Genomic DNA, 25,384 nt, shown 5'->3' on the forward strand with positions numbered 1-25,384 from the left:
CGCCGCTGAAGCGGCACCCACGGGACGGCGACGGGACGATCAGGGGAGCGCCTTCGCCTGCTTCAAATGGTCCTTCAGCGTCGGCAGAGTCTTCTTGGCGAAGGACTGGAGTTCCTTGTTCGATCCCTTCTCCGCTTCCACTTCGAAGATGGTCACGGCCTTCTCATGGTCGCTGACCATCACTTTCGCGTATTCCTTGTCGAAATCCGCTCCCTTCAGGCGCGAAAGCGCGTCGAGGTCTTTCTGGGCGGCGGGAGGCGGTGCGTCGGCGATGCTGTACCCGCGCGTTCCGGACGCAATGCTCTTCAGTTCGTCGCCTGCCTTTGTGTGATCCGTGATCATGTGCTGAGCGAACGTCTTCACTTTTGTCGAAGAAGCGTTCGTCACGGCGAGTTCGCTGAGTTTCACTTCGGCAACGCTGGCGCCGCTGGCGTTGGCGACAAAGCCAGCGTCGGTGGGAGTGCCGCCCTGGGTGTCGGCTTTCTGGGCGAGAGTGACGAGCGGTAGCGCGGTCGCGACCAGGGCGACGACTAGCAGACGGGGCAGGGCGTGATGCATGGCGGTTTCTCTCCGGTGATGAATCCCAGATGTCGCACCGGCACGATGAAGTCGCCGTGACCGTTGTGGCTACGCGTCGCCATGAGCACCCGCGGGGGGCCGGCCCGCTGTCGCGGGATCGCCGCTGACGCGGCTCCTACAGGGGACGGCGGTCGGCAAAGGACCAAAAAAAACGGGCACCCGAAGGTGCCCGTTCTATTCGCAATGCGAATCCGGTTACTTGCGGCCGGCCTTCGCACCGAGGCCTGCGGCGTCGCGCAGGATCTCGGCCTTGTCGGTCTTCTCCCAGGAGAACGCCGTGAACGTGTTGCCGTTCTTGTCGGTGATCTCGTAGGGCTTGCGGCCGAAGTGACCGTTCGACGCGGTCGGCTGGTACATCGGGTGGACCAGGTCGAGCATCTTGATGATGCCGTACGGGCGCAGGTCGAAATGCTTGCGGATCAGCTTCTCGATCTTTTCGTCGGGAATCTTGCCGGTACCGAAGGTGGTCACCGAGATCGAGGTGGGCTCGGCCACGCCGATGGCGTAGCTGACCTGGATCTCGCAACGGTCGGCGAGGCCGGCGGCGACGATGTTCTTGGCGACGTAGCGAGCCGCGTAGGCGGCCGAGCGGTCGACCTTGGACGGGTCCTTGCCCGAGAACGCGCCGCCGCCGTGACGGGCCCAGCCGCCGTAGGTGTCGACGATGATCTTGCGGCCGGTCAGGCCGCAGTCGCCCACCGGGCCACCGATGACGAACTTGCCGGTCGGGTTGATGTGGAACTTGGTGCCCTTGTGCAGGAGCTTCGCCGGCAGCACCGGCTTCAGGATCAGCTCGCGCACGCCTTCGATCAGGTCCTTCTGCTTCACGTCCGGATCGTGCTGGGTCGACAGCACGACGGCGTCGATGGCCACGGCCTCACCGTTTTCGTAGCGCAGGGTGACCTGGCTCTTCGCGTCCGGGCGCAGCCACGGCAGCGGCGAATTCTTCTTCTTGCGGACCTTGGTCTGCTGCTCGACGAGGCGATGGGCGTAGTGGATCGCCGCCGGCATGTATTCGCTGGTTTCGTTCGTGGCGTAGCCGAACATCAGGCCCTGGTCGCCCGCGCCCTGTTCTTCCGGCTTCTTGCGGTCGACGCCCTGGTTGATGTCCGGGGACTGCTTGCCGATCAGGTTCAGCACGCCGCAGGTCTCGCCATCGAAACCGACTTCGGAGCTGTCGTAGCCGATGTCGAGGATGACCTTGCGGGTCAGCGCCTCGAGGTCGATCCACGCGCTGGTGGTGATCTCGCCCGCGACGATGGCGACGCCGGTCTTCACCAGCGTCTCACAGGCCACGCGAGCGCGCGGGTCCTGGGCCAGGATGGCGTCCAGAACGGCGTCGGAGATCTGGTCGGCGATTTTGTCCGGATGGCCTTCGGAGACCGACTCGGAGGTGAAGAGGTAGTTGCTCATCGCGGAGATATATCCTTCTTTACGGATAAAGAGATAAAGGGCGCGCCATGATACACGCCCCGGGGCCGGTTTGCAGGGGGAAGGGTAGCGCCCGGGAGTGACGATTGCATGGATGTTCAGCAGGGCGCGCCCGCCGGGCCGCGGTGGGTCAGGCCGCCGCTCCCAGCCGCAGGCGCGCCGCCTTCGCCACCGCGACCATGGCCTTCAGCGCCGCGGCGACCTCGGGCCAGTCACGGGTCTTCAGGCCGCAATCGGGGTTCACCCAGAGCTGGTCGGGACGCAATACCTGCAACGCGCGGGCAAGCAGGCCGGCCATCTCGCCCTCGGCGGGAACGCGGGGGGAATGGATATCGTAGACGCCGGGGCCGATGCCGTTCGGGTACTGGAACCGTGTGAAGGCATCGAGCAACTCCATCCGCGAGCGGCTGGTTTCGATGGAAATCACATCGGCATCCATGGCCGCGACCGCCTCGATGATGTCGTTGAACTCCGAGTAGCACATGTGGGTGTGCACCTGGGTCGCGTCACTGACGCCGCCGGCGGTGATGCGGAACGCCTCCACCGCCCACGCGAGATAGCCGTTCCACTCGGCGCGACGCAGCGGCAGGCCTTCGCGCAAGGCGGGCTCGTCGATCTGCACGATGCCGATGCCCGCTCTTTCGAGGTCGCGCACCTCGTCGCGCAAGGCGAGCGCGATCTGCCGGCAGACGTCCGCACGGGGAAGGTCGTCGCGCACGAACGACCATTGCAGCATCGTCACCGGGCCGGTGAGCATGCCCTTCATCGGTTTTCTCGTCAGCGATTGCGCGAACGCGGACCAGGCCACGGTCATCGGTGCGGGCCGCGCCACGTCGCCGTAGACGATCGGTGGCTTCACGCAGCGCGAGCCGTAGCTCTGCACCCAGCCGAGCGACGTAAAGGCATAGCCGTCGAGCTGTTCGCCGAAATACTCGACCATGTCGTTGCGTTCGGGCTCGCCATGGACGAGCACGTCGATACCGGCTTCTTCCTGGAACGCCACGGCACGGCGCACTTCATCGCGCAGGATGGCGGCGTACGCCTCGTCGTCCAGCTTGCCTGCGCGGTGCGCGGCACGGGCGACGCGGAGGGTCGCCGTCTGCGGGAACGAGCCGATGGTCGTCGTCGGCAGGTCGGGCAGGCCGAACCGTTCACGCTGTGCGGCCGCGCGGAACGGGTACGCCGAGCGGCGCCGGCCGAACTGCGCCGTGAGCTGGCGAACGCGTTTGCGCACCTCGTCACGTACGACCCCGGGCGCGGCCTGTCGTGCGGCGACCAGCATGCGCTGGCGCGCGAGCGCCTCCCGGGCGGCCTCGTCACCCTGGGCGGCGTCGGCGTAGCGGCGTAGTTCGGCGATTTTCTGCCGGGCGAACGATAACCATGTCGCGAGACTTCCCGGCAGGCGCTTTTCCTCGCCGGCGTCCAACGGCACGTGCAGCAAGGAGCAAGACGTCGACAACCACAAGCGCTCATCGCCAAGGCGGTCACGTAGCGCCTGCACGCGGGGGAGGATGGTCGATGGATCGCTGAGCCAGATATTGCGTCCGTCGAGCACACCCGCCGAGAGGATGCGGTCGGCCGGCAGCGCGGCGAGCACCGCGTCGAGTTGCTCCGGCGCACGTGCAAGGTCGACATGCAGGCCGGCGACGGGCAGCGACATGGCGAGTTCGAGATTGCCTTCGAGTGAACCGAAGTAGGTCGCGACCAGCACCCGTACCCGCGACCGCGTGGCGATCCACGCATAGGCATGGCGAAAGGCGTCACGCGTGGCATCGTCGAGATCGAGGGCCAGCACGGGCTCGTCTACCTGTACCCATGCGGCACCGGCGTCGGCAAGGGCATCGAGCACACCGCCCCAGGCGGGCAGGAGTGCATCGAGGAGTGTCAGCGGGTCGCTGCCATCGACCGCCTTGGCGAGGCACAGGAAGGTGATCGGGCCGAGCAGCACCGGACGTGCGACATGTCCCGCCGCGACCGCTTCGCGATATTCGCCCACCACCTTGCCGGGCCGGGCCGCGAACGTCTGGCCCGCCGATACTTCGGGGACGATGTAGTGGTAGTTGGTGTCGAACCACTTGGTCATTTCCAGCGCCGGCAGGTCGACGTGGCCGTCCTGCCTGCCGCGTGCCATGGCGAAGTAGCCGGCCAGCGGATCGAGGTCGTAAAGCGGCCGGTAGCGTTCCGGAATGGCGTCCACCATGACCGCGGCATCGAGCACGTGGTCGTAAAGCGAAAAATCGTTCACCGGAACGCTGTCGGCACCCGCGTCCCGGGCGAGCGCCCAGTGCCGCGAGCGCAATGCACGGGCGATATCGAGCAGTTCTTCGGTGCCGATGTTTCCCTTCCAATGACTTTCGAGCGCGCGCTTCAACTCGCGGCGGCGACCGATACGGGGAAAACCGGGGTAGGTGACGTGTGGCATGACTGTTCCTCTTCGCAAAGAAAGAGGAGGGAAGGGCGGCTTGTCGCATGACACGGGCGTCGCCGGGGTAACCCCATGGGCGATGCCTGGGTCATGAGGGTTTGCCGTCGACCTTCGCCCCCGCGGGCGAACCGGGCCATGCCCCCGGAAGGAGGCGACGGCCCAGGCCGGACGGAACGACGCACCCATGACGGCGCGTTCGTTCCGGCTGGCGGCAGGTCTTCGGGCTCGTGGATGTGACGCCGGAGCGTCTCCTCCTCCGTCGCTTCCCGGATCGCCATCGATCCAGTGCCTGTGACGGGTTCGTCTCCACATACCGCTGCGGGGCAGCGCCGGATTCCCACCGGCTTCCCTCTTAGCTTTATCTCCCCATTCGAATAGAGAGATAAAGACCGCTAACGAGCGGCAAATTAGCCCTCTGGATGTCCAAAGTCAATGCGAAGGAGGGACGGTGGCCGTCTATTCGAAGCCTTCGATGGGATGCGGGCCGTAGGCGGCTTCCAGCATCGCCGTCTCCTCCGGGCTCAGCACGAGATCGATCGCCGCCACGGCGTCGTCGAGATGATGCGGCTTCGATGCCCCTACGATCGGCGCGGTGATGCCCTTGCGGTGGGCCACCCAGGACAAGGCCACCTGGGCGCGTGGTACACCGCGCCCCTCGGCGACTTTCTTCACCGCGGCGACGATCGCCTTGTCCGAATCGATGGTCGCGTTATACAGCGTGCTGCCAAAGACATCGCTTTCCTGGCGGGTGCTGGTCTCGTCCCAGTCGCGCGTGAGGCGGCCGCGCGCCAGTGGGCTCCATGGGATGACCGCGATGTCCTGGTCGATGCAGAACGGGATCATCTCGCGCTCTTCCTCACGCTGCAGCAGGTTGTAGTGGTCCTGCATGCTCACGAATTCGGTCCAGCCGTGGAGGCGCGAGGTATAGACCATCTTCGCGAACTGCCATGCGTACATCGACGACGCGCCGAGGTAGCGCACCTTTCCCGCCTTCACCAGGTCGTGCAGCGCTTCGAGCGTCTCTTCGATCGGCGTGGTGTGATCCGCACGGTGGATCTGCAGCAGGTCGATGTAGTCGGTGCCCAGGCGCTGAAGGCTGTCATCGACGGAATGGAAGATGGCTTTGCGCGAAAGACCGCCGCCATTGGGGCCTTTGCGCCAATGGAAGTAGGTCTTCGTGGCGATCACGACTTCGTCGCGCCTCGCGAAGTCCTTCAACGCACGTCCGACGATTTCCTCGGAGGTGCCGTCGGAATACGCATTCGCGGTATCGAAGAAATTGATCCCGAGATCGAGCGCCTTGCGAATGAAGGGGCGGCTTTGTTCCTCGTCGAGCGTCCAGGCATGGTTCCCGCGTTCGGGCACGCCGTAGGTCATGCAGCCAAGGACCAGGGGGGAGATGTCCAGGCCGGTACGGCCGAGTTTGACGTAGCGCATTGGGGGACTCCAAGACACGTATGGATGAGGGCGGTATCCGGACCGGGATATATCGGTAACCACATACTGTAAATGTCGGCAGCCTCGTCGATCATGACAATCGCGTCATGTGAAATGCGAGGCAAGCGCTTTATCTCCTGAAGCTGGGTCTTATCTTATTGCGTCTCCCAAGTGAGAGTTCGCAGAAATCCTACGTGGATCTGCGAATCGACGGCTACCTGAAAGTACGCGAGGCAACGAAACTTTATGCTGTGGCCAAATCACCACATTGATGCTCGATGTACTTCAAAACCATGAACATTCAGAAGGGGCAAGAAATGCGTGAACTGAATACTCACGAGTCAGAACTCGTGTCTGGTGGACTACTGAAGGTGCCCGGCGCGTGTGCACCCGCCAACCTGATGACGGGCGCTGGCATTGGCGCGCTGGGCATGGGCGTGCCGGGGTTGTTCGCCGGAGGACCCGTCGGAGGATTTGCGGGAGCCATCTTCGGAGGAAGCTTAGGAGCTCTGGGAGTGGCCGTGAATTGCTTTGTCGAACTGCGGGCGGCCAACAGATGAAACGGGGCTTTTCCGTCCGCCGTTGGTTTTCCCCGGCCCAATCGTTCTGGGCCTATACATGGCGCGTAGGTATCCTATGGTTCGGAACTTGGATGTTCATGTTCCATTGCTTGTCGGATGTCGTGTTTGGTTCCTCCCTGACTATGGACCGGTTGTTTCGCTTCTTCCTGATTGCGGAGTCGACCGGTTTGGTCGCAGGCATGCTCGGTTGGCCTTTATTGAGGATGTTCAGCGGCTGCAATGGAGCGCCACCAGCACGATAGCGAAGGCTGGTATGCCGTCTCCCCTTGAAACTGGCCCAGGCGCCCCTAACTAGGAGCCCAACGCGAAGACGGCGCGCCTTGCCGGTCAGCCGGCCCGGGCGTAGCATTCGCCTCCTGTCACGAGAGCCAAGCCATGTTCCGCTGCAAGCACGATTTGATGCACGTCCCACCGATCGCCCCATGGGCGCGTCGCGGGTGCGCGCGTTCCGTGCCTGGCGGAGCGTCGTCGTAAGACGGCGCACCGGCTGCCAGGAACACCGAAAGCACCCGCAAGGGTGCTTTTTTTTGTCCCGAATTTTCCTTGCGAACCCCCTTTGGAGCAGCGTGCCATGAAGAACTGCCGCGACCCCCGATCCTGACCGTCCCGCTCAGCCAGGGGCGGCGGTAAACGGATCGGGGAGTGCCTCGCTCGAGATGACATCCGAGCCCCTGGCGACCCCATCAGGAACCGTTAGCCATGAGTACCACCCGCGAAACCCAGATCCCCGTCGGCCGTTGGCGCAACCTCGGCATCATCGCGCACGTCGACGCGGGCAAGACCACGCTCACCGAACGCCTGCTCTACAAGACCGGCACGATCCACCGTACCGGCGAGGTGCACGACGGCGCCACCACCACCGACCATATGGAACTCGAGCGCGAGCGTGGCATCACGATCGGCGCCGCCGCCGTGCGCGCGAACTGGACGCCGGAAGGCGGCCAGCCGCATCGCCTGACCCTGATCGATACGCCGGGGCACATCGACTTCGCGATCGAGGTCGAGCGTTCGCTGCGCGTGCTCGATGGCGCCGTCACCGTGTTCTCCGGCGTGGCCGGCGTGCAGCCGCAATCCGAAACCGTCTGGCACCAGGCGCGCCGGCACGGCGTGCCGCTGATGGCGTTCGTCAACAAGATGGACCGCCCGGGAGCGGATTTCGACGCGGTGGTCGGGCAGATGCGCGACAAGCTCGGTGCGAACCCGTGGGTGGTGGCGCGCCCGATCGTCGAAGGCGAACACATGACGGGCCTCGTCGACCTCGTGGCGGAACGCACCTGGCGTTTCGACGAGGCAGGCACGCCGGCGGTCCAATCGTGGACGGACGGCGAGCGTGCGGCATATGCGGACGCGCGTGCCGAGCTCGTGGCCGCCGTGGCCGATCGTGACGATACGTTGGCCGAGCTCTGGCTCGCCGAGCAGCCGATCGATGCGGCGGCGCTCACCGCGGCGCTTCGGCGCGGCACGCTCGCCGGGGCAGGCTCGCCGGTACTTCCGGGTTCGGCGTTCCGCAACGTCGGCATCGAGCCGCTGCTGGATGCGTTCGTCGCTTACCTGCCGTCGCCGCTGGATCGTCCTGCCGTGGTCGGGCATACCGATGACGGCGATGTGACGGTCGCGCCCGATGCGGACGCGCCGTTGGCGGCGCTCGTCTTCAAGGTGGTCAACCAGGCGCACGGTCCGCTGGCCTTCATCCGCGTGTATTCGGGCCGGTTGAGTGTCGGCGACGCCGTGTGGCGTAGCGGGACCGATCGCGTACAGCGGATCGGCCGGCTTGCGGTGGTGCGTGCGGAAGACACCGAGGCGGTGGATGCCGCCGAGGCGGGAGACATCGTCGCCATCGCGGGCTGGAAAGACGTGGCCACGGGCGAGACGTTGTCCGATACGCACCGCCGCGTGCGGCTGGAGACCATCCAGGCGCAATCGGCCGTGCTGTCGTGGCGGCTGTCACCCGAGCGTTCCGCCGACTTGCTCAAGCTGGGCAACGGTCTCGCCCGCCTCGCGCAGGAGGACCCGTCGTTCCGCGTCGGCACCGATCCGGACACCGGGGAAACCCTGGTCTGGGGCATGGGCGAACTGCACCTGGAAGTGATGGTGGAGCGCCTGCGCCGCGAGTGGGGCGTGCAGGTGCGCACGGGCTCGCCGCGCGTGGCTTACCAGGAAACCCCGGCGGCCGCGTCCGGCGCCGTGGAGGGCAAGCTCGCCAAGCAGACCGGCGGCAGCGGCCAGTTCGCGCGCGTGGTGTTGTCGGTCACGCCGACCGGCGAGGAGAGCAATCGCTTCGAGGACCGCACTACCGGCGGCGTCATTCCCAAGCAGTTCCAGGCGGCGGTGGAGAAAGGTGTCGCCGCGGCGCTGGTGGAAGGGCCGCGAGGCTATCCCGTGGTGGGCGCGGCCGTCGCCGTGCTGGATGGGCAGGCCCATGCCGTGGATTCGAACGAGACCGCCTTCCATCGCGCGGCGCAGATCGCGGTGAAATCGGCACTGGAAGCCACGGGCACGGTGCTGCTGGAGCCGGTGATGCGCGTGTCGGTGAGTGCGCCGGGTTCGGCGGTGGGCGACGTGTTGGGCGATCTGCAACGCCGCGGCGGGCAGATCGTCAACCTCGTCGACCGCCAGGAACGCACGGAGATCGAGGCCGACGTGCCCCTGGCGCAGCTCGACGGCTACAGCACCGCCTTGCGTTCGCTGAGCCAGGGGCGGGCGTCGGCCACGGTGGCGTTCCACGCCTACCGGCCGGCTGCGATGCAGGAACAGTCACGCCGTTCGGCATGACGCGAGGCAAGGGCGGCCATGGGGCCGCCCTTTGCTCCTACACGGCTGTGTGCGGGCGGGTTACGCTTCGCCCATGATTTCCTACCCCGAAGCGCTGGCACTCCTGCTTGCTGAAGCCCGGCCGCTCGACGTGGAGCAGGTCGCCCTCGATGTCGCCCGGCGGCGATTCCTCGCCGCCGGCCTGACCAGCCCGCTGGCGCTGCCCTCGTTCGACAACGCGGCGATGGATGGCTACGCCCTTCGTGCCGAAGGCGACACCATCCCCGCCGGAACCGTTCGTGCCGTGGCCGCGATGCATGCGGCCGGAGACACGATCGACGCGTATCCGGACGCTGAAGCCTGCGAGATCGCCACCGGTGCGCGCATGCCGGCCGGATTCGATACCGTCATCCCCGTGGAGCGCTGCGAGCGGCAAGGAGGGGAGGTTCGTTTCCTTGCCGATGAGCGTCGAGGGCAGAACGTGCGCCGCGCCGGAGCGGACATCGGCGAAGGAGCGCTTGCGCTCGAACGCGGACGGCGCATCGACGCCGCGGCGATCATGTTGCTCGCCGCGTTGGGTATCGATCGCGTCGAGGCCGTGCGCCGGCCGCGTGTGGCCGTCATCGCGACGGGCAGCGAGCTCAACGCTACAGGGCCGTTGCCACCGGGAGGCATCCACGACTCCAACGGACCGTTCCTCGCCGCCAGCCTCGCGTCGTGGGGTGTCGAGCTGGCCGGGCGCGCACGGGTGCCGGACGTGGGCGACGCCTTCCATGTCGCGGTAAGCGACGCACGGGCCGCCGGCGCGGATCTCATCGTCACCACGGGCGCGGTGTCCGCTGGCCGCTTCGACTTCGTGCCGTCTGCGCTGGCTTCGCTCGGTGCGCGGGAACTCTTTCACAAGGTCGCCATCCGCCCGGGCAAGCCGTTGCTCGCCGCGCGTTTCGATGGCGGCCCGCTGGTACTCGCCTTGCCCGGCAATCCCATCGCGGTGGCGGTGGGTTATCGCTTCTTCGTCGCTCCCGTGTTGCGCGCCATGGCGGGTCTTGCCGCGGAGCGGCCTACACGCGTGACGCTGGCGGCGCCGTTCGCCGGGCGCGAAGGCATGCGGTATTTCGCGTTGGGTCGTGTCGAGAACGATGCGCAAGGAAGGCAGGTCGCGCATCTCGCGGACGCGCAGGCGGCGTATCGCATCCTTCCGTATACGCAGGCGAACACCTGGCTGACCGCCACCGATGACAGTGTCGAAGCGTGGCCGATCGACCCGGCGGACGCCACGTGATCGTCGGCCTCGTCCTGGCCGGCGGCCGTTCGTCCCGCATGGGCGAAGACAAGGCGCTCATGCGCCTCGATGGCCACACCTTGCTCGAACGCAGCCTCTCGGTACTGCGCGCCGCGGGTGCGGAACGGTTGGCGATCAGCGGAACGCGCGCGGGCGGGATCCCCGATCGATGGCCGGAGGCCGGTCCCGTCGGCGGCATCGCGAGCGCGGTCGACGGACTCCCGGATGGCGAGTGGCTGGTGATCCCTGTGGACATGCCGCGATTGCACGAGGACGTGCTCCGGCCATTGCTTGCCGCATCCTCGCCGGCGGCCGTCAGTTGGCAGGACCACCCGCTGCCGATGCGCCTGACGATGAACGCCGCCACGCGCGAGGTACTCGCCGGTGTCATGGCGCTTACCGGACGCGAACGCTCGGTCTTCACCTTGCAGGAGCGGCTCGGTGCGGCGAGACTGCCGCTCGACGGCATCGATACACGGTACCTGTTGAACTGCAACACCCCCCAGGAATGGCGCGAGGTCAACGCATGAGAGTGCAGCTGGAAGACGACACCGTTCGTGTCCGCATCGACGAGGACGAGCTGGGGGAGTTGCTCGACGACATCGCCCTGCTCGGCTCGACCGCATTCGGCAAGGCATTCACCATGCGTTACTCGATCGACGCCACCGATGGCCCCGTATGCACGCTTTCCGGCAATGCCCACGAATGGCGCATGGGCGTCCCGCGAACGGCGTTGCGCGACCTGCTGTCTCGCCTGCCGAGCAAGGATGGCCTGGTTTTCGACATCCCCGGCTACGACACGGTGGCTACCACGGTGCGTTTCGACGTGGACGTGAAGGACAGCCTGCGCCGGCGCAAGGGCTGAACCTCAGGCGACGCGTTCCGGCCGGCTGTAGATGTTGAATCGGCCGGGGCGGGCAAAGCCGAGCAAGGTCACGCGACAATCCTCGGCCAGGTGCACGGCGAGCGCCGTGGGCGCGGAAATCGCCACCACGATGGTCATGCCGGCGACGGCGGCCTTGGTCACCATTTCGTAGCTGGCACGGCTGGTGATCACGAGGAATCCGTCGCGTGGATCGCTACCGTCCACGAGCATCGCGCCGATCAGTTTGTCGAGCGCGTTATGCCGGCCGACGTCCTCGCGCACTTTCACGATCGCGCCATCCGGCGTGGCCCACGCGGCGGCGTGCACGGAGCCGGTGAAGGCGTTGATGGGTTGCATGCCGCGTAGTGATTCGAGGGCGCGCTCGATGGCATCGGCACCGACAACCGGGCCCGCGGCGACCGGCGGAGGGTGGCGAACGACGTCCTCGAGTTCACGGCTGCCGCAGATGCCGCAGCCGCTGCGGCCGGGGAGTTGCCGGGCCATGGGGTCCGAATCGCCGACAGGGTCGGCTCCCATCAGGTCGCGGGGTTTGGTGGGAGCCGACCCTGTCGGCGATATTCCGGAGGCCGTGCGCACATCCACCGTGATGCCTTCCAACACCTCCCGCACGTCGATGTCGACGATCTCCAGCACGGTCTCCACCTTGCCTTCCGTCAACGCGAAACCCCGCGCGAAATCCTCGAGGTCGTCCGGCGTCGCCATCATCACCGCGAACGGCGAGCCGTCGAAATGCATCGCCACCGGGACCTCTTCCGCGAGCCGGTCGTCATCGGCCGTGCGCAGCCCACGTTCGACCCGTGTCACCGGCCGGGTGGCGCATCCGGTAGGCGGGCGGCGCTCAGGCGGCATGTTCCGCCTTCGGCCGTGCCGCGGCGGCAGTGCGCATGATCGAGGCTTCGATTTTCACCGGCACCGACTTGTACGCCGGCGTGCCGGAGCGGCGGTCATGGCTTTCCAGCGCGATGAGCGCGTTGCCCTCGGGGTAGTACATCGCGACCGAACCCTCGGCGATGTCGTAGGCGGCGGCGACGAAGCCGCGTACCGCCCGCTCCTTGCCGTCGGCGATGTTGGCGCCGATGGCGAAGATATCGATGCGGTCGCCATGCCTGAGCCCGCGTGCGGCGAGATCGTTGGCGTGCATGAAGACGACGTCGCGCCGTCCGGTGACGCCACGGTAACGGTCGTTAAGGCCGTAGATCGTGGTGTTGTACTGGTCGTGCGAACGGATGGTGGTCAGCATGAGGCCGCTCGTTTCCAGCGGCGGATCTTCGTCGAGGCCGCGTGCGACGAGGAAATGGGCGCGCCTGTCGGGCGTGGCCCATTCACGCTCGCTCGCCGCTACCGGCAGGCGAAATCCGCCAGGCACGTTCACACGCTTGTTGAAGTCGCGGAAGATCGGAAAGACCTTCTCGATGTCGTCGCGGATGAGGTTGTAGTCACCCACGAGCCGGTCCCAGTCCACGCGCGTGGCAGGCAGGGTGGCCTTGGCGATACCGCCGACGATCCACGGCTCGGAGCGCAGGTGCTCCGAAGCCGGGGTGAGCGTGCCGGCCGAGGCGTGCACCATCGACATCGAATCCTCCACGGTGACCGATTGCGGGCCGGTGGCCTGCACATCCAGTTCGGTCCTGCCCAGGCAGGGCAGGATGAACGACTCCTTCGCCAGGATGAGGTGCGAACGGTTGAGCTTCGTGGCGATATGCACGGCGAGGTCGAGTTTCGCCATCGCCTCGAAGGTCTCCGCCGTATCCGGCATCGCCACGGCGAGGTTTCCGCCGAGGGCGACGAGAGCCTTCGAGCGGCCTTCGCGGATCGCGATGACGGCGGCGACGGCGTCGTGCCCATGTGCCGTGGGCGGTTCGAAACCGTAGGTGGCGCGGATGCCGTCGTTCAGCGCGTCGGTGGGCTTCTCGGTGATGCCCACCGTGCGGTCGCCCTGCACGTTGCTATGGCCGCGCAGCGGGCAGATTCCCGCCCCGCGGCGGCCGATGTTGCCGCGCAGGAGCAACAGGTTGGCGATCTGCTGCACGTTCTCGGTGCCATGCACGTGCTGGGTGATACCCATGCCGTAGCAGACAATGACGTTCTTCGCCTTGGCATAGATATCGGCCGCGTCCTCGACCTGCGCGCGGGTGAGTCCCGAGGCACGCTCGATCGCCTCCCAGGAGGTGTTCGCGACATCCTCCACGAGCGCCTCGAAGCCGCACGTGTGGGCCTCGATGAATGCATGGTCGACGACGCGGGGCATGCCGGCCGCGACAGCGCGTTCGTCGGCCGTGAGCACGGCCTTCATCATGCCCTTCAGCACGGCGACGTCGCCGCCGATCTTCAGCTTGTAATAGGTGGATGCGATGCGCGTGGATTTGCCGGTGAGCATTTCCACCGGATGCTGCGGTGACGTGAACCGTTCCAGGCCTCGCTCGGGCAGGGGGTTGAGCACCACGATGGGCACGCCGCGCAACGAGGCCTCGCGCAAGGTGGAAAGCATGCGCGGATGGTTCGTGCCAGGGTTATGCCCGATGCAGAAGATCGCGTCGCAGTGTTCGAAATCCTCAAGTACCACCGTGCCCTTGCCGACCCCGATCGACTGCGGCAGGCCTACGCTGGTGGCCTCGTGACACATGTTCGAACAGTCGGGGAAATTGTTCGTGCCGAACTCGCGGACGAACAGCTGGTACAGGAAAGCGGCTTCGTTGGAGGCGCGGCCCGAGGTGTAGAACTCGGCCATGTCCGGGTCTGGCAGAGCGCGCAGTGCCGCGCCGATGCGCCGGAACGCCTCGTCCCAGGCGATGGGACGGTAAGTGTCGCTGGCGCGGTCGTAGGCCATGGGGTGGGTGATCCGCCCCAGCCCCTCGAGGGTGTAGTCGGACAGGTTCCACAGATCGGCAACCGTGTTCTTTGCGAAAAACTCCGGCCGGACCCGCTTGGCGGTGGCTTCCCAGGACACCGCCTTCGCGCCGTTCTCGCAGAACTCGAACGAGGAGGTTTCCTTGGGGTCCGGCCAGGCGCAGCCCGGACAGTCGAAGCCTTGCGGCTGGTTCACCTTGTGCAGGGCGATGGACTCGCGGGCGATGGCCATCTGCCCGCTCAGTGCGCGGGCTACGGCACCGAGCGCGCCCCAACCGCCGGCGGGGCCATCGTAATCGTCGACACCGGGGATAGTGTTTTCACTCATGTGAGCATCATTCTACGCCGCACCAAAAGGAGCAATAAAACCAAGGTACGGGGCGATCCCGTCTCTTGTTGCGATGCACAATAGTCATGACGTAACGCAAGTCATGCATCTTTCGCATACCTGATAGTTTCGCCATCGCGTTGTTCCGTGCCCCGCCCTGCGGCGAGGATCGCCCCGCATCGTCGTCATTCGACGGGATCGGGGGTTCCAAAGCATATGATGTTTCGTCGCTTCGCCATGGCCGCACTCGCCGTCCTAGCCGCATCGGCCGCAGCCGCACAGGCCGCGCCGGATGCGCAACAGCCGCGCCAGGCCACGCCGGCCCCATCGCGGGACAGCAAGGGGCCTGTCGACCGCCTGCGCGAGGAGGGTGTCTCGCTGCGTTTCGTATGGGCTAACGACTGGGCGGCCAGCGTGCGTGGCGGCGAGCGCCTGGGCGCGACGAACGGCGGCGGTGCCGTCGGTGGCGCCGACCTGGACATGGGCAAGCTCGCGGGTATCGAGGGCGGCAAGATGCATATCACCTTCGCGCGCTATTACGGCCATAGCGTCGCCGCGGACGATATCGGCGTGATCCAGAAGATCCAGGGATACTGGTATCCGAAGCGCCAATGGCAGCTCGCCCAGCTGAGTTGGGAGCAACAGTTCGCCGACAGTCGTATCAACGTACTTGCCGGCCGGCTCAACGCCACCTGGCAGTTCGCCCGTTCCACGTATGGATGCCGTTTCGTCAGCGCACCGGATTGCCCTTACCAGCTCACCAACACGTCCGGCGGTTTCAGCGGCTTTCCCTACGTGAACTGGGGGGCGCGTGTGAAGTACCAGCCCGATGCGCGCTATGTGTCGATCGGCGCGTTCGAGATCAATCCGGACCGGCGCAACAATAATGGCCTGAACTGGGGCCTCAACAACGCCACCGGCGTGCTGATTCCCGTCGAGGTGGGCTACGAGACCAGCTTCGCGAACGATCCTTATCCGAAGCACCTGAAGATTGGCGGCTGGTATAACTCCGCTTCGTTCACCGATCCGGAACTCAACACGCGAGGCCTCCACCGTGGTCTCGTTGGTGGTACCGCGCGAAGCTACGACGGCGGGCGCTACGGCCTCTACGTGCTGGCCGACAAAGTGGTCTGGAAGCCCGATCCCAATGCGAACACGCGCAACCTTGCGATCTTCGGCTCGGTCACCGGCCCGATGGACAACGCGGAGAACTACACGTTGCAATCCACTTTCGGAGCGCTCTGGACGGGCCTGTCCGCCGCCCGACCGAACGATTCGCTCGGTTTCCAGGCCACCTTGTTTCGTTTCAGCCGCAAGGCGACGGGTTTCGAAGACGACCTCATCCACAAGAACGGCGGCACGAACGATCATTTCGAACGCGACGAATGGATGACCGAACTCAACTACAGCTACAAGCTCTTCCCCGTGGTCAGCCTGGTGCCCAACCTGCAATACATCGTGCACCCGGACATCCTCGGCAACACGGTTGGCGTGAAACGGGTTCCGGCCAACGCGATCGTGGTCGGGTTGCGGGTGATGGTGAACATGGGCGGCCCCGGTAGCCAATGAGGCGGGGGTACCGGCATTGGGCACATAATCGGGACATCCTGGCTGGCTGGCGCGCGATCTTCCCGTGGACCTGAAACACCTGCAAAGCTTCATCCGCATCGTCGAGTTCGGCAGCCTCACGCGGGCCGCAGCCACGCTCGACGTCTCGCAATCCCTGCTCAGCCGGCAGGTGCGCCAACTGGAAATGGAGCTGGGCACCCACCTGCTCGAGCGCAACGGCCGCGGCGTGGTCGCCACCGATGCAGGCCGCGAACTGGTGGAGCACGGGCGCGGCATCCTGCGCCAGGTCGAAGTCGCACGCATGCAGCTGGGCAGGGCGCGTGGGGTCTACGCCGGCAAGCTGGCGATCGGTCTCCCGCCCAGCGTAGGCGGCCTGCTCACGGTGGACCTCGTGATGCGCTTCCGCGAGCGTTTTCCGGCGGCGCAGATCAGCGTGGTGGAAGCTCTGAGCGCCAGCCTGCTCGAGTGGTTGCAACTGGGCAGGCTCGATTGCGCGTTGCTGTACAACCCGGCTGTCAACGCCAACATGCGGTTCCGCCATGTACACACCGAGGAGCTCTACCTCATCGGCAGCGCCAAGGACGGCCGCGAGTTGCCCGACAGCGTTCCCCTGGCCACGCTAGGCAAATACCCGCTCATCATTCCCTCGCCACTGCATTCGGTGCGCCAGCTGATCGAGGCCGACACCGCACGATATGGCGTGTCACTGGACATCCGCCTGGAGATCGACTCCGTGCGTTCGCTGCTGGATCTCGTCGAGCGCGGCGTGGGCTACGGCATCCTCTCGCGCAATGCCGTGCTGGCCCGCCGTGGTCCGCACGGATTGCGGGCGGTACCGATCGTCATGCCGAACATCGTGACGCGCCTCGTCGTGGCGACACCCACGCAGCGGCCCATGAGTGCCATCACCGAGCAGGCTTTGATCCTTGTCGACGAACTGATCGCGGAAGGCAAGCTGGACCCGCGGGACTGAACGATGACGCGTTGCATCAATTGCATGTTGCGACGCTAGTTATGCCAATCGTGCATAACAGATAAGCGCGCCATCGCGTTGTTCGCTCGTCGCGCCGGGACGACCATCGTGCCGGTTGTTTCAGACGACGGACGGTATGCCATGGCGCACGACATTCCCTGCTGGTACATGCGCGGCGGCACGTCCAAGGGGCCTTTCTTCCTGGCTCGCGACCTGCCTGGTGACATCGCGACCCGCGACGCGGTCATCCTCGCGGCGATGGGTTCGCCCGACGAGCGCCAGATCGACGGCCTCGGCGGTGCCCGGCCGCTCACGAGCAAGACAGGCATCCTTTCGGTACCCGCCGATGGTTCCGCCGACCTCGACTTCCTGTTCGGCCAGGTGGGCATCGTCGAAGCCATCGTGGATACCACGCCCAACTGCGGCAACATGCTCGCGGCGGCCCTGCCGGCGGCGATCGAGGCCGGTCTGATCGTGGGTGACCATGGGACCACCACGCGCCGCGTGCGTACGGTCAACACCGGCGTCATCGCCGAGATCACCATCGACACCCCGGCGGGCGTTCCCTTTTACGACGGCGATGCGCACATCGACGGCGTGCCGCGGCCGGCTGCGCCGGTGCGCTGCCGGTTCCTCGACACGGAAGGCTCGCTCACGGGCAGCCTCCTGCCCACGGGCAACGTGCGCGACACGGTCGATGGCATCGAAATGACGCTGATCGACAATGGCATGCCGGTGATGATCATCGCCGCCGCCGCCCTGGGTGTACGTGGCGACGAACGGCCCGAGGCACTGGATGCCGACGGGGAACTCAAGGCGCGCATCAAATCGCTGCGCCTGAAGGCCGCGTTGCTGATGAACCTCGGCGATGTCGCCCGGAAACCGGTGCCGAAGATCACCCTGGTGTCGCCGCCTCGCGCCGGGGGTGCCATCGGCACGCGCACGTTCATTCCGCACGACTGCCACACGTCGATCGGCGTGCTCGGTGCCGTCACCGTCGCCACGGCAGCCGTGCTTCCCGGTTCGGTCGCCTACGAGGTCGCGACGCCGGGGCAGGGCGATGTCCGCACGCTTTCCATCGAACATCCCACCGGCGAATTCAGCGTGGAGATCGGCCTGGAAGGCACGCGCGTGGTCCGCGCGGCGTTGCTGCGGACGGCCCGGCTGCTGATGCGCGGCAGCGTTCCCGTTTCTCCCTCGATCTGGCGCGGTCCCACCGCCTGATCCTTTCCCCTGGAGCACTGAAGATGTCCGAACCCAAGACCGCGCTCGTCGTGAGCGCCCACTCCGCCGACTTCGTCTGGCGCGCCGGCGGTGCGATCGCGCTGCATGCGGCACAGGGCTGGCGCGTGCATATCGTCTGTCTCTCGTTCGGCGAACGTGGCGAATCCGCCAAGCTCTGGCGCCAGCCCGGCATGACGATGGAGAAGGTGAAAACCGATCGCCGCGCCGAGGCCCAGGAAGCCGCGGACATCCTTGGTGCCAGTGTCGAGTTCCTCGACATCGGCGATTACCCCATGCGCGCCGACCTGGACGTGGTCTTCCACCTGGCCGGCATCTACCGCGAACTGCGCCCTTCTTTCGTGCTCAGCCACTCGTTGAAAGACCCCTATAACTTCGACCATCCGCTGGCGACGCATGTGGCCCAGGAAGCACGCGTGGTGGCACAGGCACACGGTCACGAACCGGACGTGCCGGTGATCGGTGCGCCGCCGGTCTACCTGTTCGAGCCGCACCAGCCGGAACAGTGCGAGTGGAAGCCGGAACTGTTCCTCGACATCACATCGGTGTGGGAGAAGAAGCGTGCGGCGTTCGAGACCATGCGCGCGCAGGAGCACCTGTGGGAGTACTACACCCGTGTCGGCCTGCAACGCGGCGCGCAGGCCACGCGCAACTCCGATTTCAAGATCACCTATGCAGAGGCCTTCCAGCGGGTGTTTCCGCAGGTGACCCAGGGAACGCTCGCATGATCGGCGTGGTCGTTCGCAACCGCCCATCCCTCACCGCCGACCAGGCCGGATCGCTCGCCGCCATAGGGGTCGCCACGGTGCACGAGGCGCAGGGCCGCACGGGCCTGTTCCTGCCGCCGATCGCACCCATCCAGCGGGACGTGGCGATCGCGGGCCCGGCGGTCACCGTGCTGGCACAGCCGGGCGACAACTGGATGCTCCATGTCGCGGTGGAGCAATGCCGTGCCGGCGATATCCTGGTCGTGGCCTGCACCACGGAAAACACCGATGGCATGTTCGGCGATCTGCTCGCCACGTCGCTGATGTCGCGTGGCGTGGCCGGCCTCGTTATCGACGCGGGCGTGCGCGACAGCGCGGAACTGCGCCGCATGGGCTTTCCCGTGTGGGCGCGCGCGGTGCACGCACGCGGGACGGTGAAGGCCACCCTCGGCTCGGTGAACGTGCCGGTGGTGATCGGAGGGCAGTGCGTGAAGCCTGGCGATGCGATCGTCGCCGATGACGACGGCGTGGTGGTGGTGCCCCATGCCACGGTGGACGGCGCCATCGCCGCATCGCGCAAGCGCGTAATGAACGAAGAGGCGAAGCGCGCGCGACTGGCTTCGGGCGAGCTCGGCCTCGATATCTACGATATGCGTCCGAAACTGGCCGAAGCCGGCCTGCGCTATGTCGATGACCTTCCAAACGAGTGATCCGATGAAGTCCTGTCTTCCCCCCGATCCGAATCCGACGAAGCCGTTGCACGCGATGCCCGCGCTTTCCTGCGATGCGCACTGCCACGTGTTCGGTCCCGCGGACACCTTTCCTTATGCTCCGGATCGCAGCTACACGCCGCCGGATGCGCCTTATGAACACCTGGTGGCCCTCCACGATTTCCTCGGGTTCGAACGTGGAGTGATCGTCCAGGCCAGCTGCCACGGCACCGACAACACGGCCATGCTCGATGCCATCGCGCGCGGCAACGGGCGCTATCGCGGCGTGGCCATCGTCGACGACGGTATCGACGAGGCCGGCTTGCAGGAGCTCGACCGTGGTGGCGTGCGCGCCGTGCGTTTCAACTTCGTCCAGCACCTGGGTGGCAGGCCCGACATGAACGTGTTCTGGCGGGTGCTCGACCGCGTGGCCGAGATGGGTTGGCACGTCGTGCTCCACCTTGATGCCAACGATATCGTCGAACTCCAGGATGTCCTGGCCAAGATCCGCGTACCTTTCGTCATCGATCATATGGGCCGCGTGCAGGCCGCACAGGGCCTGGAGCAGGAACCCTTTCGCCTGCTGGTGGCACTCATGCGGGACAATCCGCTGGCGTGGGTGAAGGTCTGCGGCGCGGAGCGGGTTTCCGTCGGCAAGCGGCCTTTCGATGATGCCATTCCGTTCGCGCGAACCCTGATCGAGACGGCGCCGGACCGCGTGCTGTGGGGTACGGACTTTCCGCATCCGAATATCTCCAAGGACATGCCCAATGACGGTGGGCTGGTCGACCTGATGTTCCGTTTCTGTCCCGACGAGGCCCTGCGCAAGCGTCTCCTCGTCGAAAACCCGGCGCGTCTGTACGACTTCGCCTGACCGACCCACGACCGAGAACACGCATGTCCGATATCGCCGCCACCGTTTCCTCGTCGCAGAAGCCGCGCAAACCGTTCTACCGGCAGCTGTACATCCAGGTGCTGGTGGCGGTGATCCTGGGCGTGGTCCTGGGCTACCTTTCGCCGAAGTACGCCGAAGCGATGAAACCCCTGGGCGACGGCTTCATCGCCCTGATCAAGATGGTGATCGGGCCGATCATCTTCTGCACGGTGGTGACCGGTATCGCCGGCATGCGCGACATGCGCAAGGTCGGCCGCGTCGGCGGCAAGGCGCTTCTCTACTTCGAGATGATCTCCACCATCGCCCTGTTCTTCGGTCTCGTGGCGGGGCACCTCTTCCACCCCGGTACCGGTTTCAACGTCGACCCGGCCACGTTGAAGGCGGGAGAGATAGGCAACCTCGTCGCCCAGGGCCACAACATCGAGTCCATCGGCTTCCTTTTGTCGATCATTCCCGGCACCTTCGTCAGCGCGTTCGCCAAGGGCGACGTGCTCTCGATCCTGCTGGTGTCGGTGCTGTTCGGTTGCGCGCTCGCGGCGGTAGGTGAACGTGGCAAGCCCGTCTACGACGTGATCGAGGCGGGCGCCCAGGTGTTCTTCAAGATCGTGCACTACATCACCGCCGTATCCTCCATCGGTGCGTTCGGCGCGATGGCTTTCACGATCGGCAAATACGGCGTCGTGTCGTTGGTGCCCTTGATGGAATTGATCGGCAGCTTCTACCTGGTCTGCGTGATCTTCGTCGTGGTGATCCTCGGCATCGTCGCGCGTATCGCCGGGTTCAGCATTCTTCGTTTCTGCGCGTACATCAGAGACGAGTTGCTGATCGTGCTCGGCACCAGTTCGTCGGAGGTCGTGCTGGCGCCACTGATGCGCAAGATGGAAGAACTCGGCTGCCCGAAGGAGACCGTGGGCCTGGTGGTTCCTACCGGCTATTCGTTCAACCTGGACGGCACCAATATCTACCTGACCATGGCGATCCTGTTCATCGCCCAGGCGTTGAACATCGATCTCACCATCGAACAGCAGATCACCGTGGCCATCGTCGGCATGCTCACGTCGAAAGGTGCGAGCGGCGTAGCCGGCGCGGCGCTGGTCATGCTCGCCTCGACGCTGAGCGTCGTGCCCGTGGTGCCGGTGGCGGGCATGGTCCTCATCCTCGGCATCCACCGCTTCCTCGGCACCGGCCTGGCGATGACCAACCTGGTCGGCAACGGCGTGGCGGCGATCGTGGTGTGCGCGTGGGAGAAAGAGCTGGACCGGACGAAGATGGCGGCGGTGTTGAAGGCGGCGTGAGCCCTGGTAGGAGCCCATCGGCTCCCACCAGGGCGGTTGGGCTAGGCGGCGAGGGAAACGCCGGCTTCCAGGGCGTCGAAGTACTCGCGGGTCAGGCGTAGTTGGGTGGCGGCGTCTTCGGCCTGGTTGACGACGTGGCGGAAGGCGGCGTTCTCCGGACGGTCCTTGGCGTACCAGCCCAGATGCTTGCGCGCGATGCGCACGCCCATCCGCTCGCCGTAGAACGCGTACAGGTGTTCGAGGTGGCCGACGAGGATGTCGCGTACCTCGCCGGGCGTCGGCTCCGGCAGGAATCCGCCGGTGTCGAGATGATGCGCGATCTCGCGGAACACCCACGGGCGTCCTTGCGCGCCACGGCCGACCATCACCGCATCCGCGCCGGTGACACGCAGCACCTCGCGCGCCTTCGCCGGGTCGACGATGTCGCCGTTGGCGAGGACGGGGATCGAGACGCTCGCCTTCACCGCCGCGATGGTGGCGTATTCGGCGTCGCCTTCGTATTTGTCCGCGCGGGTGCGGCCGTGCACGGCCAAGGCGGCGATGCCGGCATCCTCGGCGATGCGGGCGATGTTCAACGCGTTGCGGTGCTCGCGGTCCCAGCCGGTGCGGATCTTCAGCGTGACCGGCACATCCACCGCCTTCACCACGGCCTGCACGATGCGTGCGACCAGCGGCTCGTCCTGGAGCAGGGCGGAGCCCGACCAGACGTTGCAGACCTTCTTCGCCGGGCAGCCCATGTTGATGTCGACGATCTGCGCGCCGTTGTCCGCGTTGTATTTCGCCGCCTCGGCCAGCATGCCGGGATCGTAGCCGGCGATCTGCACGCTCACCGGTTCCGGTTCGCCCTCGTGGTCCATCCGGCGCAGTGACTTGGTCGTGTTCCACAGGCGCGGATCGGCCGTGGTCATTTCGGACACGGCCAGGCCCGCCCCCAGGCGCTTGCACAGGAGACGGAAGGGCTTGTCGGTGACGCCGGCCATGGGCGCGAGCACCACGGCCGGTGCGATGGTGTAGGGACCGATGCGCATGGCATTGATTTTACACGATTCGCTCAATGCATCCCGAGCATGGCCGCCAGTGCTCCGGCGAGGATGCCGAAGCCGACCACCGCCACGGCGACCGTTGCCAGCAAGCGCACGGGCAGGGACCGGCCTAGCATCGCCAGCGAGGGCAGGCTCACCGGGGGTAGGGTCATCAGCAGGGCGGCGGCCGGACCGCCGCCCATGCCCAGCGCGAGCATAGCCTGCACGATGGGTACCTCGCCCGCGGTGGGAATCACGAACAGCATCCCCGCCACGGCGAACGCGGCGATCCAGTACCAGTGCTCACCGATCTCCGGGCCGATATGCGGGAACATCCACGCGCGCGCCGCGCCCAGCAGCAGCACGATCACGAGGTATTCCGGGATGAGCCGCAGCGTCATCGCGGTGAAGATCCGCACCCAGCGCTTGCCGACCTCCGCCAGGGATTGCGGCTCGGTTTCGGCGATGGGCGCGACGGCCGCCGTGGACGGTTCCAGGCCGGACATGCGGTTGGCGAGATAGCCGAGTCCGAAGACCATCGGCACGCCCAGCACCATGCGCAGCGCGGTCCAATGCCAGCCGAGCACGAAGCCGGTAAAGACCAGGGTCGCCGGATTCAGCATCGTATTGCCCAGCCAGAACGCGATCGAGGCGCCCGGCGAGGCCTGGTGCTTGCGCAGGCCCACGACCACCGGTGCCGCGCAGCAGGTGCACATCATGCCGGGTACGCCCAGCAGGCCGCCTGCGAGGGTGCTGCCGAAACCACGGTTGCCCAGGGTGCGCCGTACCCAGTTGACCGGCAGCAGTGCCTGGACACCGGACCCCAGCAGCAGGCCCAGCACCATCGCCTTCCAGATGGCCTTGCCGTAGGCCAGCGCATAGTCCAGTGCCGCGTTCCAGGAGGGCGCCGGCGCGCTGGCCTGGTCGCCCATGAGGATCGAATGGCCGATGGAATGCTGATCCGCCGCGACGAACGCGCGGCCGTAGTACGGGTACCACTTCACGTAGAACAGGCCGGCGACGGCCAGCAACAACAATACCGACCAGCGCACGGTGCGCGCCTTCTGCAAAGCGACGGCCATAGACCCCTCCGAACGAGATGTGACATGACGGCCCTACAGGGCACGACGTTGCCGGCCGGGAGCCGCAGGCCCGATGCGCTGCGGAGGGGCAAGACTTTCGCTCGAAGATACTTCAAGCTCCGGTAGCTTCGCTATGCTCTACGTGACCTCGCGGTCGCACCAACGGGACTTTCGCAGGATTCGCCATGACCTCCGTCCGATTGACCGAACTCGCCCACGGCGGCGGCTGCGGCTGCAAGCTCGCGCCATCCGTGCTTCGACAATTGCTGGCCGACAAGCCAGCGGCGATGCCGTTCGCGCAACTCCTGGTCGGCACCGAATCCAGCGACGACGCCGCGGTGTGGCAAGTGGACGAACGCACCTGCGTGATCGCCACCACCGACTTCTTCATGCCGGTGGTCGACGATCCCTACGATTTCGGCCGCATCGCCGCGGCCAATGCGCTATCCGACGTGTATGCGATGGGCGGCAAACCGATCATGGCGCTGGCCATCCTCGGCATGCCGTTGGACAAGCTGGACATCGACACCGTGCGCGCCATTCTCGCGGGTGGTGAATCCATCTGCGCGGAAGCGGGCATCCCTGTCGCGGGCGGACATTCGATCGATTCGGCCGAACCGATCTATGGCCTCGCGGCGATCGGCTTGTGCACGCCCGCCAACGTGCGCCGAAACACGGGCGCGCAAGCGGGCGACGTGCTGATCCTGACCAAGGGCATCGGTGTCGGCATCTATTCGGCGGCGTTCAAGAAGCAGGCACTGCCGGGAGACGCGTATGCGGAAATGCTGGCGTCCACCACGCTGCTCAACCGCGTCGGCCATGAGCTGGCGCAGGACGGCGACGTGCATGCCATCACCGACGTCACCGGCTTCGGTTTGCTGGGGCACGCGCTGGAACTGGCGCGTGGGAGCGGCCTGCGGGTCCGGATCGAGGGAGGCCACGTTCCCTTCCTCGACCAGGCCGAGCGGCTCGCCCAGGCCGGCTTCATCACCGGCGCATCGAAGCGGAACTGGAGCAGTTACGGCGATGGCGTCGTCCTGCCCGCCGGCCTGCCGGACTGGCGCCGTGCCTTGCTGACCGATCCGCAGACCTCCGGCGGCTTGCTGGTGGCATGCAAGGCGGAGCGGGCCGAGGCGATCCTGGCGACGATCGAGGCGGCGGGTTATCCCCGCGCGTGCATCGTCGGCACGGCGATGGCGGGCGTGCCAGGCGTCGAGGTGGTCTGAAACGCCGCCGCGATGGCGGAAGAGCATGGGAGTCGAACCCACCCGAGGCAGTCTGGCCGCCTCACCCGGATTTGAAGTCCGGACGTCCCACCGGGAACGATGCTCTTCCAAGGATT

21 protein-coding genes, 1 tRNA gene and 1 riboswitch are annotated in these 25,384 nt (G+C 66.2%); of the genes, 13 read left to right on the plus strand and 9 right to left on the minus strand.

All coding sequences use genetic code 11. From position 1 onward, the window contains the following. Positions 1-39: 39 nt before the first annotated feature. The 4 genes from ACN9M2_RS02805 to ACN9M2_RS02820 form a co-directional block, all read right to left on the minus strand. Positions 40-558, minus strand: a complete 519-nt coding sequence (locus tag ACN9M2_RS02805; RefSeq protein WP_426286662.1) for a DUF4142 domain-containing protein — start codon at positions 556-558, stop codon at positions 40-42. 216 nt (positions 559-774) lie between these two features. Continuing rightward, positions 775-1,992, minus strand: coding sequence for a methionine adenosyltransferase (gene metK / locus ACN9M2_RS02810; protein WP_426286663.1), 1,218 nt, complete (start codon positions 1,990-1,992; stop codon positions 775-777). Positions 1,993-2,140: 148 nt separating this feature from the next. Beyond that, a complete protein-coding gene (gene metE, locus ACN9M2_RS02815) occupies positions 2,141-4,432 on the minus strand; it encodes a 5-methyltetrahydropteroyltriglutamate--homocysteine S-methyltransferase (protein ID WP_426286664.1) in 2,292 nt (763 codons plus the stop codon). Positions 4,433-4,628: 196 nt separating this feature from the next. Beyond that, positions 4,629-4,844: riboswitch (cobalamin riboswitch) on the minus strand. 47 nt (positions 4,845-4,891) lie between these two features. After that, positions 4,892-5,872 (minus strand): aldo/keto reductase, encoded by a 981-nt coding sequence (locus ACN9M2_RS02820; RefSeq protein ID WP_426286665.1) that lies wholly within the window; start codon positions 5,870-5,872, stop codon positions 4,892-4,894. A 278-nt stretch (positions 5,873-6,150) separates the two neighbouring features. Between ACN9M2_RS02820 and ACN9M2_RS02825 the strand changes: the two genes are divergently transcribed. From ACN9M2_RS02825 to ACN9M2_RS02845, 5 genes are all read left to right on the plus strand, one after another. Beyond that, complete coding sequence (locus ACN9M2_RS02825) at positions 6,151-6,432, plus strand: hypothetical protein (RefSeq protein ID WP_426286666.1); 282 nt, start codon at positions 6,151-6,153, stop codon at positions 6,430-6,432. A 720-nt stretch (positions 6,433-7,152) separates the two neighbouring features. Further along, positions 7,153-9,225: an elongation factor G gene (gene fusA / locus ACN9M2_RS02830; protein ID WP_426286667.1), complete on the plus strand. Its 2,073-nt coding sequence runs from the start codon at positions 7,153-7,155 to the stop codon at positions 9,223-9,225. Between the two features lie 73 nt (positions 9,226-9,298). Beyond that, entirely contained in the window at positions 9,299-10,486 is a 1,188-nt protein-coding gene (locus tag ACN9M2_RS02835; protein WP_426286668.1) for a molybdopterin molybdotransferase MoeA, read from the plus strand. After that, a complete protein-coding gene (mobA, locus tag ACN9M2_RS02840) occupies positions 10,456-11,016 on the plus strand; it encodes a molybdenum cofactor guanylyltransferase (protein WP_426286669.1) in 561 nt (186 codons plus the stop codon). The genes ACN9M2_RS02835 and mobA overlap by 31 nt, the downstream gene beginning before the upstream one ends. Then, positions 11,013-11,351, plus strand: coding sequence for a hypothetical protein (locus ACN9M2_RS02845; protein WP_371022652.1), 339 nt, complete (start codon positions 11,013-11,015; stop codon positions 11,349-11,351). The genes mobA and ACN9M2_RS02845 overlap by 4 nt, the downstream gene beginning before the upstream one ends. A 3-nt stretch (positions 11,352-11,354) precedes the next feature. Here the strand turns inward: ACN9M2_RS02845 and fdhD are convergent, their stop codons facing one another. Both fdhD and ACN9M2_RS02855 read right to left on the minus strand, forming a co-directional pair. Beyond that, the gene (gene fdhD, locus ACN9M2_RS02850; protein ID WP_426286670.1) at positions 11,355-12,221 is read right to left on the minus strand and encodes a formate dehydrogenase accessory sulfurtransferase FdhD; all 867 of its coding nucleotides are present in this window, start codon (positions 12,219-12,221) and stop codon (positions 11,355-11,357) included. Next, a complete protein-coding gene (locus ACN9M2_RS02855) occupies positions 12,211-14,547 on the minus strand; it encodes an FdhF/YdeP family oxidoreductase (RefSeq protein ID WP_426286671.1) in 2,337 nt (778 codons plus the stop codon). Before ACN9M2_RS02855 ends, fdhD begins: the two co-directional genes overlap by 11 nt. A gap of 216 nt (positions 14,548-14,763) precedes the next feature. Here ACN9M2_RS02855 and ACN9M2_RS02860 point away from each other — a divergent pair, with 216 nt between their 5' ends. From ACN9M2_RS02860 to ACN9M2_RS02890, 7 genes are all read left to right on the plus strand, one after another. Beyond that, entirely contained in the window at positions 14,764-16,116 is a 1,353-nt protein-coding gene (locus ACN9M2_RS02860; RefSeq protein ID WP_426286672.1) for a carbohydrate porin, read from the plus strand. 64 nt (positions 16,117-16,180) lie between these two features. Further along, positions 16,181-17,089 carry a LysR substrate-binding domain-containing protein gene (locus ACN9M2_RS02865; RefSeq protein WP_426286673.1) on the plus strand — a complete coding sequence of 303 codons (909 nt, stop codon included), beginning with the start codon at positions 16,181-16,183 and terminating at the stop codon, positions 17,087-17,089. Positions 17,090-17,230: 141 nt separating this feature from the next. Continuing rightward, on the plus strand, positions 17,231-18,313 hold the full coding sequence (locus ACN9M2_RS02870) for a 4-oxalomesaconate tautomerase (protein WP_426286674.1): 1,083 nt from the start codon (positions 17,231-17,233) through the stop codon (positions 18,311-18,313). Positions 18,314-18,336: 23 nt separating this feature from the next. After that, complete coding sequence (locus tag ACN9M2_RS02875; protein ID WP_426286675.1) at positions 18,337-19,059, plus strand: PIG-L deacetylase family protein; 723 nt, start codon at positions 18,337-18,339, stop codon at positions 19,057-19,059. Further along, a complete protein-coding gene (locus ACN9M2_RS02880; RefSeq protein ID WP_426286676.1) occupies positions 19,056-19,748 on the plus strand; it encodes a 4-carboxy-4-hydroxy-2-oxoadipate aldolase/oxaloacetate decarboxylase in 693 nt (230 codons plus the stop codon). Before ACN9M2_RS02875 ends, ACN9M2_RS02880 begins: the two co-directional genes overlap by 4 nt. A 4-nt stretch (positions 19,749-19,752) precedes the next feature. Next, positions 19,753-20,622 (plus strand): amidohydrolase family protein, encoded by an 870-nt coding sequence (locus ACN9M2_RS02885; protein WP_426286677.1) that lies wholly within the window; start codon positions 19,753-19,755, stop codon positions 20,620-20,622. Between the two features lie 23 nt (positions 20,623-20,645). Further along, positions 20,646-21,938, plus strand: a complete 1,293-nt coding sequence (locus ACN9M2_RS02890) for a dicarboxylate/amino acid:cation symporter (protein ID WP_426286678.1) — start codon at positions 20,646-20,648, stop codon at positions 21,936-21,938. A 41-nt stretch (positions 21,939-21,979) separates the two neighbouring features. On the opposite strand, the gene dusB is transcribed toward ACN9M2_RS02890, so the two are convergent. Both dusB and ACN9M2_RS02900 read right to left on the minus strand, forming a co-directional pair. Then, the gene (dusB, locus tag ACN9M2_RS02895; RefSeq protein ID WP_426286679.1) at positions 21,980-22,966 is read right to left on the minus strand and encodes a tRNA dihydrouridine synthase DusB; all 987 of its coding nucleotides are present in this window, start codon (positions 22,964-22,966) and stop codon (positions 21,980-21,982) included. A gap of 23 nt (positions 22,967-22,989) precedes the next feature. After that, complete coding sequence (locus tag ACN9M2_RS02900; protein ID WP_426286680.1) at positions 22,990-24,042, minus strand: permease; 1,053 nt, start codon at positions 24,040-24,042, stop codon at positions 22,990-22,992. A 185-nt stretch (positions 24,043-24,227) separates the two neighbouring features. Between ACN9M2_RS02900 and selD the strand changes: the two genes are divergently transcribed. Continuing rightward, complete coding sequence (gene selD / locus ACN9M2_RS02905) at positions 24,228-25,268, plus strand: selenide, water dikinase SelD (RefSeq protein WP_426286681.1); 1,041 nt, start codon at positions 24,228-24,230, stop codon at positions 25,266-25,268. A gap of 13 nt (positions 25,269-25,281) precedes the next feature. Here selD and ACN9M2_RS02910 read toward each other — a convergent pair. Then, positions 25,282-25,377 (minus strand) — tRNA-Sec (locus ACN9M2_RS02910). Positions 25,378-25,384: the final 7 nt, after the last annotated feature.

Origin of the sequence: Luteibacter sp. E-22 (assembly GCF_049913125.1) — a bacterium.
Classification (GTDB): Bacteria; Pseudomonadota; Gammaproteobacteria; order Xanthomonadales; family Rhodanobacteraceae; genus Luteibacter.

Coding starts and splice junctions, on each gene's coding strand:
- ACN9M2_RS02805 (WP_426286662.1), bottom strand. CDS start 558: ATGCATCACGCCCTGCCCCGTCTGCTAGTCGTCGCCCTGGTCGCGACC.
- metK (WP_426286663.1), bottom strand. CDS start 1,992: ATGAGCAACTACCTCTTCACCTCCGAGTCGGTCTCCGAAGGCCATCCG.
- metE (WP_426286664.1), bottom strand. CDS start 4,432: ATGCCACACGTCACCTACCCCGGTTTTCCCCGTATCGGTCGCCGCCGC.
- ACN9M2_RS02820 (WP_426286665.1), bottom strand. CDS start 5,872: ATGCGCTACGTCAAACTCGGCCGTACCGGCCTGGACATCTCCCCCCTG.
- ACN9M2_RS02825 (WP_426286666.1), top strand. CDS start 6,151: ATGTACTTCAAAACCATGAACATTCAGAAGGGGCAAGAAATGCGTGAA.
- fusA (WP_426286667.1), top strand. CDS start 7,153: ATGAGTACCACCCGCGAAACCCAGATCCCCGTCGGCCGTTGGCGCAAC.
- ACN9M2_RS02835 (WP_426286668.1), top strand. CDS start 9,299: ATGATTTCCTACCCCGAAGCGCTGGCACTCCTGCTTGCTGAAGCCCGG.
- ACN9M2_RS02845 (WP_371022652.1), top strand. CDS start 11,013: ATGAGAGTGCAGCTGGAAGACGACACCGTTCGTGTCCGCATCGACGAG.
- fdhD (WP_426286670.1), bottom strand. CDS start 12,221: ATGCCGCCTGAGCGCCGCCCGCCTACCGGATGCGCCACCCGGCCGGTG.
- ACN9M2_RS02855 (WP_426286671.1), bottom strand. CDS start 14,547: ATGAGTGAAAACACTATCCCCGGTGTCGACGATTACGATGGCCCCGCC.
- ACN9M2_RS02860 (WP_426286672.1), top strand. CDS start 14,764: ATGATGTTTCGTCGCTTCGCCATGGCCGCACTCGCCGTCCTAGCCGCA.
- ACN9M2_RS02870 (WP_426286674.1), top strand. CDS start 17,231: ATGGCGCACGACATTCCCTGCTGGTACATGCGCGGCGGCACGTCCAAG.
- ACN9M2_RS02875 (WP_426286675.1), top strand. CDS start 18,337: ATGTCCGAACCCAAGACCGCGCTCGTCGTGAGCGCCCACTCCGCCGAC.
- ACN9M2_RS02880 (WP_426286676.1), top strand. CDS start 19,056: ATGATCGGCGTGGTCGTTCGCAACCGCCCATCCCTCACCGCCGACCAG.
- ACN9M2_RS02885 (WP_426286677.1), top strand. CDS start 19,753: ATGAAGTCCTGTCTTCCCCCCGATCCGAATCCGACGAAGCCGTTGCAC.
- ACN9M2_RS02890 (WP_426286678.1), top strand. CDS start 20,646: ATGTCCGATATCGCCGCCACCGTTTCCTCGTCGCAGAAGCCGCGCAAA.
- dusB (WP_426286679.1), bottom strand. CDS start 22,966: ATGCGCATCGGTCCCTACACCATCGCACCGGCCGTGGTGCTCGCGCCC.
- ACN9M2_RS02900 (WP_426286680.1), bottom strand. CDS start 24,042: ATGGCCGTCGCTTTGCAGAAGGCGCGCACCGTGCGCTGGTCGGTATTG.
- selD (WP_426286681.1), top strand. CDS start 24,228: ATGACCTCCGTCCGATTGACCGAACTCGCCCACGGCGGCGGCTGCGGC.